The sequence below is a fragment of the Achromobacter deleyi genome (assembly GCF_902859705.1).
In the GTDB taxonomy this organism is placed as follows: domain Bacteria; phylum Pseudomonadota; class Gammaproteobacteria; order Burkholderiales; family Burkholderiaceae_B; genus Achromobacter; species Achromobacter deleyi.
On record NZ_CADIJO010000009.1, the window covers coordinates 84780 to 103014 of the forward strand.

General features: G+C 67.6%; 15 protein-coding genes. 3 read left to right on the forward strand and 12 right to left on the reverse strand.

Annotation, left to right across the window (positions count from 1 at the left end; all coding sequences use genetic code 11):
• Nucleotides 1-20 precede the first annotated feature (20 nt).
• Nucleotides 21-1466: a M81 family metallopeptidase gene (locus tag HV798_RS14850; RefSeq protein ID WP_175193006.1), complete on the reverse strand. Its 1446-nt coding sequence runs from the start codon at nt 1464-1466 to the stop codon at nt 21-23.
• Nucleotides 1467-1516: 50 nt separating this feature from the next.
• A complete protein-coding gene (locus tag HV798_RS14855) occupies nt 1517-2653 on the reverse strand; it encodes an NAD(P)/FAD-dependent oxidoreductase (RefSeq protein ID WP_175193005.1) in 1137 nt (378 codons plus the stop codon).
• Between the two features lie 106 nt (nt 2654-2759).
• Here HV798_RS14855 and HV798_RS14860 point away from each other — a divergent pair, with 106 nt between their 5' ends.
• Nucleotides 2760-3116 (forward strand): hypothetical protein, encoded by a 357-nt coding sequence (locus HV798_RS14860; protein WP_175193004.1) that lies wholly within the window; start codon nt 2760-2762, stop codon nt 3114-3116.
• A gap of 52 nt (nt 3117-3168) precedes the next feature.
• On the opposite strand, the gene pdxR is transcribed toward HV798_RS14860, so the two are convergent.
• The 6 genes from pdxR to HV798_RS14890 form a co-directional block, all read right to left on the reverse strand.
• The gene (pdxR, locus tag HV798_RS14865; RefSeq protein WP_175193003.1) at nt 3169-4659 is read right to left on the reverse strand and encodes a MocR-like pyridoxine biosynthesis transcription factor PdxR; all 1491 of its coding nucleotides are present in this window, start codon (nt 4657-4659) and stop codon (nt 3169-3171) included.
• A 30-nt stretch (nt 4660-4689) separates the two neighbouring features.
• Nucleotides 4690-5898 (reverse strand): trans-sulfuration enzyme family protein, encoded by a 1209-nt coding sequence (locus HV798_RS14870; RefSeq protein WP_175193002.1) that lies wholly within the window; start codon nt 5896-5898, stop codon nt 4690-4692.
• Nucleotides 5899-5935: 37 nt separating this feature from the next.
• The gene (locus HV798_RS14875) at nt 5936-6922 is read right to left on the reverse strand and encodes an amino acid ABC transporter substrate-binding protein (protein WP_042885181.1); all 987 of its coding nucleotides are present in this window, start codon (nt 6920-6922) and stop codon (nt 5936-5938) included.
• Nucleotides 6923-7233: 311 nt separating this feature from the next.
• Entirely contained in the window at nt 7234-7716 is a 483-nt protein-coding gene (locus HV798_RS14880; protein WP_175193001.1) for a DUF2269 family protein, read from the reverse strand.
• On the reverse strand, nt 7713-8981 hold the full coding sequence (locus HV798_RS14885) for an SDR family oxidoreductase (RefSeq protein ID WP_175193000.1): 1269 nt from the start codon (nt 8979-8981) through the stop codon (nt 7713-7715). The genes HV798_RS14880 and HV798_RS14885 overlap by 4 nt, the downstream gene beginning before the upstream one ends.
• A gap of 133 nt (nt 8982-9114) precedes the next feature.
• Nucleotides 9115-9645, reverse strand: coding sequence for a GbsR/MarR family transcriptional regulator (locus HV798_RS14890; RefSeq protein ID WP_025138603.1), 531 nt, complete (start codon nt 9643-9645; stop codon nt 9115-9117).
• 101 nt (nt 9646-9746) lie between these two features.
• Here HV798_RS14890 and HV798_RS14895 point away from each other — a divergent pair, with 101 nt between their 5' ends.
• Nucleotides 9747-10214: a DUF6389 family protein gene (locus HV798_RS14895; protein ID WP_175192999.1), complete on the forward strand. Its 468-nt coding sequence runs from the start codon at nt 9747-9749 to the stop codon at nt 10212-10214.
• A gap of 97 nt (nt 10215-10311) precedes the next feature.
• On the opposite strand, the gene HV798_RS14900 is transcribed toward HV798_RS14895, so the two are convergent.
• The 4 genes from HV798_RS14900 to HV798_RS14915 form a co-directional block, all read right to left on the reverse strand.
• A complete protein-coding gene (locus tag HV798_RS14900) occupies nt 10312-10935 on the reverse strand; it encodes a glutathione S-transferase family protein (protein WP_175192998.1) in 624 nt (207 codons plus the stop codon).
• Between the two features lie 117 nt (nt 10936-11052).
• A complete protein-coding gene (locus tag HV798_RS14905) occupies nt 11053-11970 on the reverse strand; it encodes a LysR family transcriptional regulator (RefSeq protein WP_175193062.1) in 918 nt (305 codons plus the stop codon).
• Nucleotides 11971-12114: 144 nt separating this feature from the next.
• The gene (locus HV798_RS14910) at nt 12115-13134 is read right to left on the reverse strand and encodes a histone deacetylase family protein (RefSeq protein WP_175192997.1); all 1020 of its coding nucleotides are present in this window, start codon (nt 13132-13134) and stop codon (nt 12115-12117) included.
• A complete protein-coding gene (locus tag HV798_RS14915) occupies nt 13131-14474 on the reverse strand; it encodes an MFS transporter (protein ID WP_175192996.1) in 1344 nt (447 codons plus the stop codon). The genes HV798_RS14910 and HV798_RS14915 overlap by 4 nt, the downstream gene beginning before the upstream one ends.
• A 603-nt stretch (nt 14475-15077) precedes the next feature.
• Here HV798_RS14915 and HV798_RS14920 point away from each other — a divergent pair.
• Nucleotides 15078-18128 (forward strand): autotransporter family protein, encoded by a 3051-nt coding sequence (locus HV798_RS14920; RefSeq protein WP_175192995.1) that lies wholly within the window; start codon nt 15078-15080, stop codon nt 18126-18128.
• The last annotated feature ends 107 nt before the right edge of the window (nt 18129-18235 follow it).

The window sequence follows — 18235 nt, forward strand, 5'->3', positions numbered from 1 at the left end:
GATTTCAGCGATTGAAGGCATCAGCCCTTGAAGGGCCATTTCGGCAGCTTGCGCTTGGTGAAGGGCAAGGCGTTCAGGTCGTTGGTGATGGCGCCCGGCGTTTCCACATAGATGACGTGGCGGCCCACCTTCGAGTACGAGGCATAGAAGTGCTGCGACGATTTCACGATGATCAGCTTCATCGCGTTCAGGTCGACGCCGAACTGGGTGAACAGGTCGGTGTCCATGGCCTGGATACGGTTGGTGGTCAGCACGATCGTGACCCCCTGGCTGCGTACCACGGCCACGTCGCCCAGCAAGGCCGGCGTGCCCGCCAGCCCGGTCATGACGGCATCGCGCTTGAGCGCCACGATCTCGCCTTCCACGTCCAGGGGCTGCCCCGACACCGGCGCCACCTTGCCGCCGATGCGCAGCTGGATGCGCGCACCCTGGCCCGCCTCGAAACAGAGCAGCACGGCCACCGGGTCCCAGAACGGGCCGGTGGCCACGTCGCGGATGCCGCGCGCCAGCACCCGGTCCAGGATGAAGGTCGCATCGCTGGGCGCGCCGCCACCGGCGTTGTCGGCCGAGTCGGCCAGCACCACCGGAAAATCGTCCCGCGCCAGCGCCTGGTCCAAGGCCTCGTCGGCGCCGGGGTAGGGAGGGGCAAGGCGGTCGCGGAAACCGATCAGTTCTTCGCCCAGGGCCTTGGCCAGCGCGTCCGCCTGGCCTTGGTCGCCGTCGGTATAGACCAGCACCTTGGACCCCATGTCCGGCGTGTCGCCCCACGGAAAGCCATGGGCGATGGACACCGACAGCACGCCTTCCTTGCCTTCCATGGTCAGCAGGCGGTCGACGAAACTGCGCATGGGTTCGCGGCTGGTGTGCATGATCGAGATCATGTTGCAGTCGAACACCGCGCGGGTGGGCTTGATGCGGCCTTCGGCGCGCGCCACGCACAGGTCCACCAGGTCGTAGGCGCGGTCCAGGATGTCGGTGTGGGGGTATTCCTTGAAGCACACCAGGAAGTCGGCGCTTTGCACCATGGTGTCGGTCAGGTGGCAGTGCGGGTCCAGCTCGGCGCCGATCACCGTGTCCGGGCCGACGATTTCGCGGGCCCGGCGCAGCAGGTCGCCTTCGCAGTCGTCGTAGCCGTCGGCCACCATGGCGCCATGCAGGCCGAACAGCGCGATGTCCACCTTGCCGGCGCGGCGCAGGTCGTCCAGCAGCTCGTCGCGCAGGGTTTCGTAGGCGTCGCGGGTGGTGATGCCGGCCGGGGTCGCGCCCGCCGTCATGCCTTCGACCAGCGTCCAGTCCTTGCCCTGGGCGCGCTGGCGCGCCGCCCACAGCGGCCCCGAGAACATCTGCATGCGGTCCGGGTGCTGGCCGGCGGGGTAATAGCCGCGGGCCCGGTAGGCCGACAGGCCGGTCGGGATGGGGGAAAAGGTGTTCGTTTCGGTCGCCAGGGACCCGGAAAATATCTTCATGCAACCGCTCCGCTCGAAAAGGGATGAAGGGGATACGACGGGGACTGCGTTCAACGCAAGCGCTCGGGGCGTACCGCGTGGGCATCCACCCCGTGCGCCTGTAAATGGGTCGGTATGGGCTGGTGGGTCAAGAGCGCCGCGGCCAGTTCCGACGTCGCGGCGGCGGTCTGGATGCCGTAGCCGCCCTGGGCCGCCAACCAGAAAAAGGCGGGCGCATCGGCGTCCCAGCCCACCACGAAATCGCCGTCGCGCACGAACGAGCGCAGCCCGGCCCAGGTGTGCTTGGGGCGCCGGATGGTCATCGAGGTGGCCGCTTCGATGCGGTAGATGCCCGTGGCCACGTCCAGTTCTTCAGGCATCACGTCGTGCGCGGCCACCGGGTCGGCGTTGGCGGGCGAACCCAGCAACTGGCCCGCGTCCGGCTTGAAGTAATAGCTTTCGTCCACGCCCACCACCGCCGGCCAGTGGGAAAAATCCACGTCGGCCGGGCCGGCAAAGGTGAAGGCGGTGCGCCGGCAAGGCTGCAGGCCTACCGGCCGGGCGCCGCACTGCGCCGCGGTCTGGTCGGCCCAGGCGCCTGCGGCGTTGACCACCACCCGCGCCCGCAGCGTGGCGCCGCCGGCCAGCGTCAGCGTCCAGATGCCGTCATCGAAAGACGCCGCCGTCAGTTCGGCCTGGTTGCGCAGCACCGCGCCCTGGCGCGCCATGCCGCGCAGGAACCCCTGGTGCAGTGCATGCACGTCGATGTCGCGGGCATCGGGTTCCTCGATGGCGCCGCAGAGCTGGTCGCCGCGCAGGCAGGGCACCCGCGCCACGGCCTGGTCGGCGTCGATCAGCGTCACGTTGGGCGACTGGCGGCGAAAATCGTCGAATACGTCGTGCAGCAGGTCGCGCTGTTCAGGCGTGGCGATGTACAGCACACCGCGCGGATGCAGCAGCGGATGGTCGGCAAAGCCCTGTGGCGGCTGTTCGTAGAACGCGCGGCTGGCGCGGGTCAGCGCCTTGATCTGGGGCGTGCCGTAGGTTTCCATGAACATGGCCGCCGAGCGGCCGGTCGAGTGGTAGCCCGGCTGGGCTTCGCGTTCCAGCACCGCCACGGAAGCCGCCGCGCTCAGGCGGTAGGCCACGGATGCCCCGGCGATGCCGGCGCCGATCACGGCGTAGTCGTACAGCGTGTCTGTCGTCATGTTTGTCGGAAGCGAGAATTCTCTTATTTGATAATTCTCGAATACGATAGTTGTTTGAATCCGGCCGAGTAATAGGGGTTGTCCCGATGCCCGTAAAATCGCGGCCATGCTTCCTACTCAAGTCATCGTTGCGCTGCTGGTTTTGCAGCTTGCCCTGGTCATCCCGCTGGTGGCCGTCGTCATCCAGCTGTTCCGTTTGATTCACTGGCAATTCCGGGCCGACCCGCAGACGCGCGGCGAACGCCCGCATTTCACCGGCCCGGTGCTGGCCATGCTGTTCAGCGCCCTGGCTGCCAGCGACTTCATCGGCTTCGAGCCGTTCAAGACCGTGTCCGAACTGAACCCGGTGCCGCTGGACGCGCGCGCCTATTTCACCGTGGCCATGCTGGCCTTGGCGGTGTGGTGCTGGGCGTATGCCAGCGCGATCCGCACGCGGATGCGCGGGATGCTGGGGTTGAAGTAGGGGCTCGTCGGCCCAGGGCCGGACGCGGACCCTGGCACGTCCAGGCGCCGGGTCAGCGGCCTGGCGCGGATTGCGCGATCAACGCGGCCAGCGTCTGCGCGGCCTGGGTCATTTTGTCGAGCGCATAGCCGCCAAACCCCAGGATCAGCCCGGGGCGGCGCTGCGGCGCCTGCGCCGAATACGTCACCGACAAGGGCCGCACCGCCACGCCGGCCTCGGCCGCCTGGCGCGCCAGGCGCACGTCGTCCAGTGATGCATGCAGCCACACCAGCAGATGCACGCCCTGGTCGATGGGCTGCACCTCGGCCAGCCCGGGGGGCAGGGTCGTGCGCAGCAGGGCGATCAGGGCGCTGCGGCTGTCGGCATAGGCCTTGCGGATGCGGCGCACGTGGCGGTCCAGCAGGCCTTCGGCTATGAAGGCGGCCAGCACGTGTTGATCCGCCGTGGGCGGATGCCGGTCCATCATGATGCGCGCGCCGCAGAATGCCGGCGCCAGGTCGGGCGGCGCGATCAGGTACCCGATGCGCAGCGACGGAAACAGGATCTTGCTGAACGTGCCCAGGTAGACCACATGGCGGCTGTCCTGCCCCTGCAGCGCGGGGTAGGGGTGGCCGGCATAGCGCAGTTCACTGTCGTAGTCGTCTTCCACGATCCAGGCGTTGCGCGCCCGCGCCCAGGCCAGCAGCGCCTCGCGTCGCGGCGGCGCCATCGGCATGCCCAGCGGGTACTGGTGCGACGGCGTCACGAACGCGGCGCGGGCGTGCGGGGCACGGCGCAGGCCCTCGTCCACCCGCAGCCCGTCGGCATCCACCGGCACCCGCACGATGCGGCCGGGCCGCCCGGTGCTTTCCAGCAGCGCCGTGATGCCCAGGTAGGCCGGGTCTTCGACCCAGGCCTGGTCGTTTTCCCCCAGCAGCACGGCGCAGGCCAGGTACAGCCCTTGCTGCGTGCCCGCCGTGACGATGACCTGGTCGGGTGTGCACACCACCGAGCGGGCGCGGCGCACATAGTCGGCAATGGCCACGCGCAGCGACCGCAGCCCTTGTGGATCGGCGTAGCCGGCCGGCGCGCCGACCCGCGTGGCGCGCACCCGGTTGCTGAGCTTGCGCCAGCTGTCGTCGGGCGCGACCCGGCCGGTGGGCACCGAAATGGCGAAGGGCGCGGCGGGCAGCGGGTACATCGTGGCGGCGATCTCGGCGTAGCGCGCGGCGGCGGCGGGCAGCGGCCGCACATAGTCGGCGGGCGCTGCGGGGACCGTGGCGGCTCGGTTCGCGCTCTGCCGCGCCACCCGGGTGCCGCCGCCGCCTTTCGGTTGCAGCAGCCCTTCGGCGGCCAGCTGGTCGAACGCGTCGACCACCGTGCCCCGGGCCACGCCCAGCGACGCCGCGAGCAGGCGCGTGGCCGGCAGCAGCTCGCCGGGCCGCAAGGCGCCGCTGCGGATCGCGTCGCGCAGTTGCGCGGCCAACTGGCGGCCCAGCGGGCCGGCCTGGCGGTCCAGCGGCGACAGGACGGGCAGTTCGACGGCTTTGGCGACTCGGGGCATGGCGACGGCGGGGCAGGGAAGAAGCAATCCTCATCTTACCGGCGACAAGGCCTGTTCCAGGTCGGCCAGCAGATCGCGCACGTCTTCCAGCCCCACCGACAGCCGTACCAGCGCGGGCGACACGCCCGGGCTCAGCCGCAGCGCCGGATTGACCTTCTGGCGGGCGCGGATCATGCCGGCCGTGTGGTAGATCAGCGAATCCGTATCGCCCAGGCTGATGCCGCGCGAAATGATCCGGAGCCGGTCCATCATCGGCGCCACGCCGTCATAGCCGGCCTGCAACTCGAACGACACCATGCCGCTGCCGGCCGACATCTGGCGCCGCGCAATGTCGCCGTTCGCAAACCCCGCCAGGAACGGATAGGTCACCTTGGCCACGGCCGGGTGGCCTTGCAGCATCTCCGCCACCGCCAGCGCATTGCTGCTGTGCTGGCGCATCCGCAGGTCCAGCGTCTTCAGCCCGCGCAGCACCAGAAAGCACGACATCGGAGACGGCGTCGCGCCGGTCAGGTACTTGGCGCCCGACGCGCGGATCAGGTCGATGGTTTCGCGGTCGCCGATCACCGCGCCGCCCAGCACGTCGCCGTGGCCGTTCAGGTACTTGGTCAGCGAATGGATCACCAGGTCCGCGCCCAGTTCCAGTGGCCGTTGCAGGGCCGGCGACGCAAAGGTCGAATCCACGATCACCCGGGCGCCCGCGCGCTGCGCCGCCGCGGCGATGCGGGCGATATCCAGCACGTCGGCCGACGGATTGATCGGCGTCTCGAAATACACCAGTCTGGTGGCCGGCCCGATCGCTGCTGCCGTGCCCTGGGGCGTGCTCAGGTCGCCGCGCACCACCTTGATGCCAAAGCGCGGCAGCCCCTCGGTCATCAACGCGCTGGCCGTGTTGTAGATCGTGTGGTGCACGGCGATCTCGTCGCCCGCGGACAGCAGCGACAGCAGCGTGGACGCAATCGCGCCCATGCCGGATGCCGTCACCAGCGCCGCCTGGCCGCCTTCCAGCGCCGCCAGCCGCGTTTCCAGCAACTGCTGCGTGGGGTTCTGCTGGCGGCCGTAGACACAGCGGTCGCTTTCGCCGGTGAACACGGCGTCGAACTCGGCGGTCGACTCGAACGCGTAGGTCGATGTCAGGAACACGGGCGGCGACACCGCGCCCTGATGGGCGGCCGGGTCGTAGCCGTGGTGGATGGCCTGGGTGGCGAAGTGAACGTCGGGGTGCGGGTCGCGCGCTTTCATGCGGGGCTCCTGAAGTGGGCGCAAAAGGGGTTCGGGGTCAGCGGATCGGCCAGCCATACATCAGCCCGCCGTGCGTATACAGGGCATTCATGCCGCGTTCCAGTTTCAGCGCGCTTTGCATGCCCAGCGTGCGTTCGTAGATTTCGCCGTAATTGCCCAGTTGCTTGACGATGTTGTAGGCCCACCTGTCGTCCACCCCCAGGTTCTTGCCCAGCCCCGGCGTCACGCCCAGGATGCGCTGGATATTGGGATTGCCGGACTTCAGCTGCGCGTCCACGTTGTCTTGCGTAATGCCGTATTCCTCGGCTTCGAGCAGCGCGTTCAGCGTCCAGCGCACGGTGTTGAACCATTGCTCGTCGCCCTGGCGCACCATCGGCCCCAGCGGTTCCTTGGACAGCGGTTCGGGCAGGATCACCAGGTCGGCCTCGCCCAGGTTGCGGCGGGTGGCGGCCAGCATGGACTTGTCGGCCGTGATGGCGTCGCAGCGGCCCGCGGCAAAGCTGCGCAGGATCTCGTCGAAACGTTCCAGCACCACAGGCTTGAATTCCAGGCCGTTGCCGCGAAACCAGTCGGCCAGGTTCAGTTCGGTCGTGGTGCCCGGCAGCACGCACACGGTGGCCCCGCCCAGTTCCTTGGCGCTTTTCACGCCCAGCGCGGTATGCACCATCAGGCCCTGGCTGTCGTAATAGTTGACGCCCGTGCCGATCAGCCCCAGCGTCGTGTCGCGCGTCATCGTCTGGGTGGTGTTGCGCGTCAGCACATCGACCTCGCCCGATTGCAGCGCGGTAAAACGCGCCTGGGTGGTCAGCGGCACGATCTTGGCTTTCGTGGCGTCGCCGAACATCGTGGCGGCGATGGCGCGGCAGGTGGACACGTCAATGCCTTGCCACACGCCCTTGCTGTCGGTGTAGGCAAAGCCCGGCAGGTCGGTGGTGACGCCGCACTGCACGAAGCCGCGCTTCTTCACGGTATCGAAAGTGGTCCCGGCCTGCGCGGCGTGCGCGCAGAGCAGGGCCAGGCCCATTGCGGTAAAGACTCTTGAAACGTTCAAAGCGGTTCCCCTTGATTGCGGCCGGCCGGGAAACACCGGTCGGGCCGTCGGGCGCAATGTGTCTTTCAGGACACTTTGTGTCCATGAGGGAAAACACGGCGTCGGTGGCGCGAGAAAAACCGGGGCGGCGGGAACGGTGGACGGCTCCCTGGGGAAACGGTACTTCGGCCGCCCCGCGAACGGGAAGGCGGCCGATTCTGGTTCAGTGAAATTGCGTCAAAGTGGACTGGCGTGTGCTGCGCGGTAATGGCCGCCGACCCGCCTGCGGGCGGGATGCGCGGCGCCTAAGCCGCCCACAGCGCCGGCTTGACCACCATCAGGAAATACACCGCCACCATCGCCAGGAAAGCCGGGTAGCCCAGCCGTTCCCACCACGCGGCAAAGCGCCAGTAACGCGCCGGCAAGGCGGCCGCGCCGCCGCTGTGCGCCTGGGCGGCCATCTTGGCCATTTCGTATTGCAGCCACACCACGGGCAGCCAGCACACGCCGGCCAGCAGGTACAGCCCGATCGACAGGCTGAGCCACGGCGTGGTCCAGTGCCAGCCGGCCGCATGCGCCAGCCACAACCCCGACAAGGGCTGGAAGATCACCGCCGGCGTCGTGAACCACAGGTCGGCGCGCACCACCAGTTTCGACACCGCCGCAATCGCCGCAATATTGCCCGTGCGGTTGGCGAAGAACAGGTAGAACGCCGTGCCGAAGCCCGTGCCCACCAGCAGCACTGAAGACAGGATGTGCAGGGTCTTGATCGTGAGATACGCATTCATGGCCGGGTTTCCTCGCTGAGCAGCATGATTAACAGGGCAAGCACGGCCGCGTTTTTCAGGACCGGGCCGAAGGGATGCAGCAGGAACGCCGGCAACGCCACGGCAATCACCACGGAATAGACCAGCACCAGCCCGGCCTGCAGGGCCCAGAGCCGGCGGCCGGGCCGCCACAGCGTGGCGATGCCCAGCCCGAAATCCAGCGCCGCCGCGCCATACAGGGCCGCCAGGGCGGGCGTGCCATGCAGGCCCACCGGCGCCAGCAGCGCCAGGCTGCCGTCCACGGGATACAGAAAAGCGCTGCACACCGCCGTCCACAGCCAGATCAGCGCCAGCGCGCCGCGCAGCAGGCCCGGGCGCCAGGCGGCCAGGGCTTGCTGGCGCAGGGCGGGGGCATCCGCCGGGCGGATGAAGGTGTCGATGCCGGCCGGCAGGCGGCCCAGCGCCCGGGCGGTGGCGGCGACGTCGGCCGTGTTGCCCGCCCGCAGCATCCGCCAGGTGTCGCGCGTCAGCATCGAGCCGGGCACGCGGTCCAGCAACGCCGCGCTGGCGCCGATCAGCCAGCCGGGCACGGTGACCCGCCAGGCCGGCGCAAAGCCCATCGATGCCCGATAGGCGGCCAGCATGTCGCGGTACGTGACCTCGGTGCCGCCGACCAGGTCCAATACGGCGGCGTGGTCGTCCGGGCCCGCTGTCCATCCGCGCAGCCACCGCACGACGACCTCGGCCAGCTCGTCCACCTGCATCGGGCGCAGGCGCTGAAGGCCGCCTGCTGGCAACCAATGCAGCGGCGCCGACGCCAGCGTACGAAAGAACCGCGCCGATGCCCCTTGCGCGCCATAGACCAGCGCCGGCCGCAGAATGCAGTGCGCCACCGGCAGCGATTGCAGATGTGCGTCGGCCGCGCGCTTGCTCTGGAAGTAGGGCGTGTCGCCCGTGGCGGCGCCCAGCGCCGACAGTTGCACGATGCCCCGCACGCCCGCCTGGCAGGCCGCGTCGAACAGCGCGATGGGCGCGCGCCGGTGAATCCGGTCGAAGGTGGCGTCGCCGCGTTCGATCAGGATGCCGGCCGCGTTCACCACCACATGGATGCCGCGCAGCCGGTCGGTCCAGGCGGCCGGGTCCATGTCCGCCAGGTAATCGATGGCGATCTCGTCGGGCTGCATGGGATGGCGCACGCCTTTCAGAACCCGGTGGCCGTCTTGCAGCAGGGCCTCGCACAGGGCCCGGCCGACAAAGCCGTTGGCGCCGCAGACCAGGATGTTCATGCCATTGCTCTCATCAGGTGGGTGCATCGATCGATTCTTTTATTTCTGTTATTTCTGTACAGACAGAAATAACAATTTAAAAAAAGGGGCTCAAGGACGGCAATGTTGGCCAGGCCGCCCCAAGCCCGTCGCATCAGCTTTTGCCGCGCCGCATCGTCTTGCTGATCTTGGCGCCCATGCCCAGCGTCTTCATCAGGGTTTCCGGTTTCATGCGCAGCATTTCGTCGGACCAGGTGGTGAGGATTTCCATGAATTCCAGCGTTTCGCGCACCCGTTGTTCGGTCAACTGGCTTTCGTTGGCCATCTCGGGGCTGGCCAGGCTGTCGCGAAGCACGGTCAGGGTGGGGTCGATCTCGCGCTGGCGGCGGCCTTCGACAATCAGCTTGAACAGTTCCCAGATGTCGGTGGACGTCTCGAAATGGTCGCGGCGGTCGTCCATGACATGCACCACCTTGGCCAGGCGCCAGGCTTGCAATTCCTTGAGGCTGTTGCTGACGTTGGATCGCGCCACGCCCAGGGTGTCGGCGATTTCTTCCGCGGGCAAGGGCCGGCCCATCAGGTAGAGCAGGGCATGGATCTGGGCCACAGTGCGGTTCACGCCCCAGCGTGAGCCCATTTCGCCCCAGTGCAGGATGAAGCGTTCGGCGATCGGAGTCAGTTTCATGGGGCCACTGTATGAGGTTTCTGTTATTTCTGTCAAGACAGAAATAACAGAAACCGATTCGTCCGGTACGCTTGGGGTTTTCGTGTGACAGGCCCCGTGCAATGACTCGACAAGACTACCAAGACACCCTGCGGCGCGTGCTCGACGCGCATACCGCCACCGCGCTGCGCACGCTGGCCGGCCTGTTTGCGCGCCTGCCCGAGAAGGCGCGCGAAATCCAGTTCGGCATCTTTCCCGACCAGGATGGCGAGGGCACGTTTTCGGTGGTGATCGGGCTGGACGGCCCCGACCTGTACGTCTTGAACAAGGCAATTGACGGCTACCGCCACGTGTTCGACGTGGTGCATGGCGAAACCGGCGTCACGCCGCGCGTGCCGTTGTTCAGGGATGAACCGGACTTCTGCGTGCAGGACGCCATCGCCGACACCGCGGCGGACTGGATCGAAGCGCTGTGGGAGCAGGGCGGCCGGGCCGTGTCGCCCCTGCCGGCCTGCATCTATGCCGACGAAGACTACGGCACGACCTTGCCCCGCGAGCTGCCGGCGGACGCCGCACGGCCGCAGCGTTGATGGCGCTCGGCGGATAGCGGCCGGCGGAGTGCCGGCGCGCAGGTCTGGCCGCCGACCCAGGGCCGCGCATTGCGGGCCACGGATTGCGGGCTACGGATTACGCATTGGCCTGCGCCAGCGCACGCTGCACCGCCGGGCGGGCCGCCACGCGCGCCAGGTAGGCCGTCAGCTTGGGAAACGCCTTCAGGTCCACGCCGTCGCCTTCCAGCCAGCTGCCGATCGTGTACAGATACGCATCGGCCACGCTGAAGTGTTCACCCGTGACCCACGGCCCGACGATCTGCGATTCCAGGTAGGCGGCGCAGGCCGTCATCGTCTGCGGCACCTTGGCGCGCATGGATTCATGGGCGGCGGGGTCGTCGGCCCAGCGGGCGCCGCGGCGCTTGTGCGCATGGGCCACGTGGGCGGTGGATGCCAGGTAGCTGTTCAATTCCTGCAATTGGGCGAACGCGAACGGATCGTTCAGCGGCGCCAGCCCGGCCTCGGGAAAGCGCTGCGCGACGAACGTCAGCAGGGCGGGGGTTTCCGTCAGCACGCCGTGTTCGGTCTTCAGCGCGGGCACGCGGCCCTTGGGGTTGATGGCCAGGTATTCGGCGCTTTGCTGCTGCCCGGCGGCAAAGTCCAGCTTCACGACGTCGAAGTCGGCGCCGGCTTCCTGCAAGGCGATGTGGGTGGCCAATGCGCAGGTACCCGGTGCGGTATAGAAGGTCCAACGAGACATGTGCGTCCTCAAGGGAAAGTGCGGGGATCGAGAGCGCCATTATCGCCAGATTGGGCGCTTGCCGGCCGCTCTGGCCGACGCCAGCGATGATGCGCTGCGGCAATTTCCCAGGCCGCGTCAGCGCGCCCGCGCCGCCAGCGACGTGCGCGCCAGGAACCGGTCGAACGCCGCCAGGAAAGCCGTTTCCACGGCGCTCAGCTTGCGCTGCTTGTGCCAGGTGAGGAACACGTCGATCTCGGCCACGCTGTCTTGCGGCGGCAGGCGCCGCAGTTCGCCGTTGACCACGTCCTGCGCAATCAGGTGTTCGGGCAGGAAGCTCAGACCGATGCCGGCCACCACCATGCGGCGCACTTCCTCCAGGTGCGGCGAGGTGCCGACGATGCGCCCGGTGAAGCCCTGCTGGTCCCGAAAGATGGTCAGCGGCGACAGCGTGTCGCCCAGCTGGTCGCTGGCGAAACAGACGAAATTCTGGTCCAGCAGGTCTTCGATGGCCACCCGCGGCCGCGTGAACAGCGGATGGCGCCGGCCGCACACCACCGCATATTGGTGGCGCAGGAACAGCTTGCGTTCCAGCGCCTCGACCGGCTTGCGGCACAGGCAGATCCCCAAGGCCGGCACACGCTTGGCCAGCGCGTCGAGAATATCGGCGCTGGGCTGCATTTCCATGTGGAATTCGACCTTGGGATAGCGCTGGTGGAAGTCCGCCAGGAAATCGTCGTAGGGCGTGCTCTGGATGCGGCTCATCACCAGCAGCCTCAAGGTGCCGGCGACCTCGGCCTGGTCCTGCACGGCGGCGTTCTCGATGCGCGCCATGGTGCCGTACATGTCGCGGGCGATGGCGTAGATTTCCTCGCCCAGGCTGGTCAGGCGGAATTCGCCGTTGCGCCGGTGCAGCAGCACCCCGCCCACGGCGTCTTCCAGGCGTTTGAGCGCCTGGCTGACCGCCGGCTGGCTCAGGTGCAGGGCCTGTGCCGCCCGGCCCACGCCGCGCGCCTGCACCACGAACATGAAGGTGCGCAGCAGGTTCCAGTCCATGCGTTCGGGCGCCAGCGGCAAGGCGTTGGCGGGGCGGACGGCGGGGCGTTCAGTCAAGGCGGGCATGTGGGCGGACAAGAAGGCATTGGAGCGGACCGGGGCAGGCCGACAACCGGCCTGTCCGCCAAACCGGCCGCCAGGGGGTCAGGCGCCGGCCAATCCTGCGAAGAATCGCGCGGCGTTGGATTCCAGGCCCTCGATATAGTAGCCGCCTTCCTGCACGATCAAGGTGGGCAGTGCCAGGCTGCCGACCTCGCGGCCCAGCCGCTCGAAGCCATCTTCCGTCACGGCCACCATCGCCTGCGGGTCCTTCTCGAAAATATCGAACCCCAGCGACAGCACCAGCACGTCGGGCTGGAACTTCTCGATGGCCGCACGCGCCTGGGCCAGGCGGTCGAAGAACACCGATTCGGGCGAACCGTGCGGCATCGGCAGATTCACGTTGTAGCCGTAGCCATCGCCCGCGCCGCGCTCGTCTTCAAAGCCGGCCACCACCGGGTAGAAGTTCTCGGGATCGCCGTGGATCGACACGTACAGCACATCGTTGCGTTCATAGAAGATGTCCTGGATACCTTGGCCGTGGTGCATGTCGGTATCCAGGATCGCCACGCGGCCGTACTTGCCGCGCAGGCGCTGGGCGGCAATGGCGGCGTTGTTCAGGTAGCAGAAGCCGCCCGCCGCATCGCGCCGGGCGTGGTGGCCGGGCGGACGGCAGATGGCGTAGGCATGGCGGTCGCCCGCCGCGATGCGGTCGGCGGCGGCCACGGCGCATTGCGCCGACCAATAGGCCGACCGCCAGGTGTTCGGCCCCACCGGGCAGCTGCCGTCGGCCAGGTAGCGCGCCGCCTGCGCCAGCACGCCGCGCAGCGCGTTGGGTTCGCGCACGAAGACGTTGGACACGACCTCGTCGCCCCAGTCCTCGGGCAGCTTTTTCCAGTCGGCATGGGCGTTCTGCAGGAACTGCAGGTAGGCTGGCGTGTGCACCGCGGCCAGCGGCTCGGTGCCGTGGTCGGCAGGCGCCTGCACGTCAAAGCCCAGGTGGCGGGCGGCCTGCGCCAGCGCGTCCAGGCGCGACGGCACTTCCTGCGGCGTGCGCATCTTGCCGCGCGAGAAGTAGGTCTGCGGATGGTGCAGTTTCTGGTCGTCGTGGAAAAACGCCTTCATGCTTGTTGCCCCTTCAGTTGGAATTGAACGCGGCGCTGGCCGTAGGCCCCCAGCAATAGCACGGATACCAGCGACAGAAGCGAAATCCCCGAGAACAGCAGCGCCAGCGGCCACCACTGGCCCTTGAAATTCTCGGCCAGCACCGTGCCCAGCATCGGCGTCAGGCCGCCGAAGATCGCGCCCGACAGCTGATAGGCCATCGAAATGCCGGTATAGCGGATCGCCGTGGGAAAGCTGTCGCTGACAAAGCCCGCAATCACCGCATAGTAGGCGCCCATGAACAGCACCGCCACGCCGATCCCCAGCGTGATCGACGAAAGCGACCCCATGTCCACCAGGTTGAACATCGCGTACGGCGTGAAGATCGACACCAGCGAAGTGAACGCCAGGAACCGCAGATTGCCCACGCGGCTGGCGATGTAGGCGGCCAGCGGCGTGATGAAGAACTGCATGATCGACACCACCAGCAGGCAGTCCAGGATCACCGCGCGGTTCAGGCCCACGTACTGCGTGGTGTAGGCGATCATGAACGTGCTGGTGAAATAGAACCCCGCAATGCCCAGCACATTGGCGCCCACCGCCATCGCCAGCAGCTTGGGCGCGCCGGTCAGCACTTGCGCCAGCGGGGCGCGTTCGGGTTTGGTGTGTTGAGGCTGCTTTTGCTTCGCGGCCCGGGCCTGCTTTTCTTCCAGGAAATCAGGCGATTCGTTCACGCTCAGGCGAATCACGAAGCCCACCGCCAGCAGCACGGCCGAGAACAGGAACGGCACGCGCCAGCCCCACGACAGGAAGGCCTCGTCGTCCAGCCCCGTCACCAGCTTGAACATCAGCATCGACAGGATCAGGCCGGCCGGGCTGCCCAGCTGCGCGAACGACGCGAAGAAGGTGCGCTTGCTCTTGTCGGGCGAATGCTCGCCCGCCATCAGCACCGCGCCGCCCCATTCACCGCCCACCGCCACGCCTTGCACGATGCGCAAGAGCACCAGCAGGATCGGCGCCCAGACGCCGATCGACGCGTAGGTTGGCAACAGGCCGATCAGCACGGTCACCGTGCCCATCATCAGCAGGGTGATGACCAGCGATTTCTTGCGCCCGATGCGGTCGCCGATATGCCCGAAGATCGCGCCGCCCAGCGGCCGCGCAAAAAAGCCCACGGCAAAGGTGCCGAACGCGGCCAGCGTGCCGTAGAAGCCCGTGGCCGATGGAAAGAACAGTTTGCCGAACACCAGCGCGGCGGCGGTGGCGTAGATATAGAAGTCGTACCACTCGATCATGGTGCCGACGAAAGCGGCCGTGGACGCGCGCACCGGCTGGTGGCCCGTCTTGGAATTTCCCCTCATGTTTATCTCTCTGAAATGGGTTGAGGTTTGCTGCGTCAGTCGTTATACGCGCGGCCCCGCCATAAGAAAAATTCTGAATTCTTATTCGCGAAATTCAGCGAATTTATGAGTGAAAACCCTAGGTTTGACCGAAGATGGTTGAATTTGTCGAAGGGCGCCGGGTTAGGGGCGGACCGGGTCAGCCTTCTGACCGAGGCCGGCGCTCAAGGAGGGCGGTCGGTCTTGCCCACCCCGGAATAAGAAACCCAAGTCTTTGATAATTAACGATTCTTGACACGGATTTGTGCAATTGTTCACCCGAAATTCCCGCTGTCCTTGTCCTGAATCAAGGGACGGTTCATCAGGGTTTGTACCTATCAAATGCTAGCGCTAACGTGGTCTCAGTGCTGACGTTGGTCGCTACACACGCGTGCACAGCAGCAACGTGCTCATCCCCCCTGACTGACGTCGGTTGTCATCAACGACTTCAATCAGGAGCCCATCATGAGATGCGCAGACCAGGAAGGTGGATGTAGCAAGGCGGGAACGAACGGACGCAAGACGGCAGAGAGGAGGGTGACGCGCGCCGCGCGGGCTCAACACGGAAACCGTCAGGCGCGCCGCTTGATTTCCCGCCTGGCTCCCCTGACGGTCGCGCTGTTTGCCGCCTTCGCCGCCATGCCGGTGTTGGCGCAGGAAGTGCCGCAAGGCACCTACACCGAACCCTTCCAGGTGCGTGACGGTGAAGAAAAAGTCTTTGTCGGCGGCACGATCATCAACCCGACCCCGCCGTATCCGGCCCAGATGGGCGGCACCGGCATCCAGGTCATCGGCGGCAGCGCCATCCTGGACCCGTCGCGCGGCGATGGCAGCCCCATCCGCATCAACGTCAGCGGCAACGCCATCGACGGCCTGTACGTGCGCAGCGGCGGCAAGATCGAGGTCAAGGCCGGCGGCACCTACATCCACGCGGGCGGCGGCGACGTGCGCGGCATCTACAACGTGGGCACCGGCGCCGCGGCGTCGGAATTCGACGGCACCAACGTCTACGTCACCACCGACTTCTTCGATTCCCACGCCTTGCGCTCATTCGGCGTGCAGGCCACGACCGTGCTGCACGATTCCACCCTGACTACGCTGCAGGACAACTCCAAGGGCGTCGAGCTGTGGCAGGGCGCGGGCGCAGAACTGAACCAGGTCGACATCCAGACGCGCGGCGACACCGCCTACGGCATTCATGTGCTGGACAGCGCCCGGATCACGACGAACGGCGGCTCCGTCACCACCGAAGGCGCCACCAGCTACGGCGTGCTGGTGCAAAGCCAGGGCGCCTACACCGGCGACGGCACCCGCATCCATACCCAGGGTGCCGGGGCGGTCGGCGTCTATGTGAACAGCAATGGCGTGTTCCAGGGCAACAATATGTGGATCCAGTCCGACCAGAGCTACGGCGTCTACGTCAGTGGCGGCCAGGTCGGCCTGGTGGGCACGACCATCAACGGGGTCAAGGACGGCACCTACGGCCTGTTCGCCACGTCCTCGGCGCCCGTCACGATCCAGGGCGGCGCGGTGCAGACGCAAGGCAACAATGCGGTGGCCGTGCGCGTGCAGTCCGGGTCCGTCGCCGACATCGACGGCGCCTACGTGCACACGGTGGGGCAGGCCTCCCACGGCGTGCACGTGGAAGGCTGGGGCACCGTCAACCTGGGCCGCCATGACGGCACGGGCACCCTGGTCAGCACCGAAGGCGACGGCGCCGACGCCGTGCGCGTGTCGCCCAATGCCACGCGCTTTTCCGCTACCGGCGCCACCTTGCACGCCGCGGGCCCCAACGCCCAGGGCCTGCACCTGACCGGCACCGCAGGCGCCGCCGCCCAGGTCTTTGACCTGACCGATTCGGCCATCGCGTCCGACCAGGCCGACGGCATCCACCTGACTGGCGGCCCGGCCGTCATCAACCTGACCGGCTCGTCCGTCACCGGCGGCAACGCCGCCTTCAACATCGGCGCCGACGCGCCGGGGCAGGCCGACATCGTGGCCAGCGGCTCACTCATCGACGGCCGCGTGCTGACCCAGGCCGGCAGCACCACAAACCTGAACCTGGCAGACGGCAGCACCTGGCAAGTCACCGGCGACTCGGTCGTGACCACGCTGGTCAACGTCGACAGCCTGGTGAACCTGCGCGCCGCCGCAGACGTGGCCGCCAACCCGACCCGCGCCGCGTCCTACCACGTGGTGCAGGTCACCGGCGACTACCGCGGCGACAACGGCGCCCTGGGCGTGAACACCTACCTGAACGCCGGCGGCGCGCTGGCCGACCAGCACACCGACCGCCTGCTGATCGTGGGCGACGCGTCCGGCACCACCTATGTGCAGGTCACCCCCGTGGCCGGCAGCCCCGGCGGCCTCACCACGCCCGACGGTTCGCTGGGCGCGCACGAAGGCATCTCGCTGGTGCAGGTCGGCGGGCACTCCACCGCCCAGGCCTTCGCGCTGCCCGGCGGCTACGCCGTCACGCACGATTCGCCCTACGCCTACCACCTGTACGCCTATGGACCCGGCTCGGAAAACGGCGCCGCCGATGCGTCGCAATCGCTGGTGGGCAACGGCGACAGCTTCTGGGACTATCGCCTGCAAAGCGCCTACGTCACGCCCGAAGGCCCGGTGGATCCCGGCGGCGGCCCCGGCGGCAGCCCCAGCGTGCCGTCCGATGCACGCCCAGCCGTCGCACCGCAAGTCGCCAGCTACCTCACGGCGCCCATCGCCTTGCAGTACGCCACCATCGCCGACCTGGACTCGCTGCACCGCCGCCTGGGTGAAATCCGCGACGACCGCCAACTGACGCGCGACCAGGGCCCGGGGGAATTCTTCTTCCGCGCCTACGGCGGCGACTTCAGCTACAACAGCAACCGCGGCTTCAAGCAGTACGGCTACGACGCCGACGGCGACTACAGCGCCATCCAGCTGGGCGGCAACCTGCTCAGGCTGCGCGACGACCACGGCACCTGGCGCTTTGGCGCGGCGGGCACCCTGGGCTGGCTGAACTTCACGCCCGACGCCGTCGACGGCCACAGCAAGGGCAAGGCCGACATCTACCGCCTGTCCGGCTACGCCACCTACCAGAGCCAGCAGGGCTGGTACGTCGACAGCATTCTGTCCGTCGGCCGCTTTGACGGCAGCATCGCCACCGACGCGCGCGGCAAGGCCATGGACCTGCGCGGCTACAGCTACGCCACGTCGGTCGAAGCCGGCTACCCCATCGCCCTGAGCCGCGGCTTCATCCTGGAACCGCAAGCCCAGGTCATCGCCCAACGCCTGACCTTCGACCGCCGCAGCGACGTCGACGGGCTGGACGTGGACATCGGCTCGCAGAACCAGGTCACCGGCCGCTTGGGCGTGCGGCTGACGCGCCCGTTCGAACTCAACCGCGGCATCCTCACGCCGTACCTGGGCCTGGATGTGGTACACGGCTTTGTCGGCGGCAGCGACGTGCGTGTCGGCGACGTGCGCTTTGACACGGGCAAGTACGGCGACGCCATGCGGCTGTCCATCGGCGCCACCGGCACCGTCACCGAGCAATTCTCGCTCTACGGCGAAGTGGCGCGGCAGGAAGACATCGGCAGCGCCGGGGTGCAGTCGTGGATGTTCAACGGCGGCATTCGGTACTTGTTCTGAAGGGTGGGGCGGCGGTTGCGCCGCCTTGATTGCACGATAGCCCGGCCATGGCCGGGCTTTTCCGTGAGGCTTGCTCAATGAGTGTCGGTCCGCGCGCACCGCTTGGA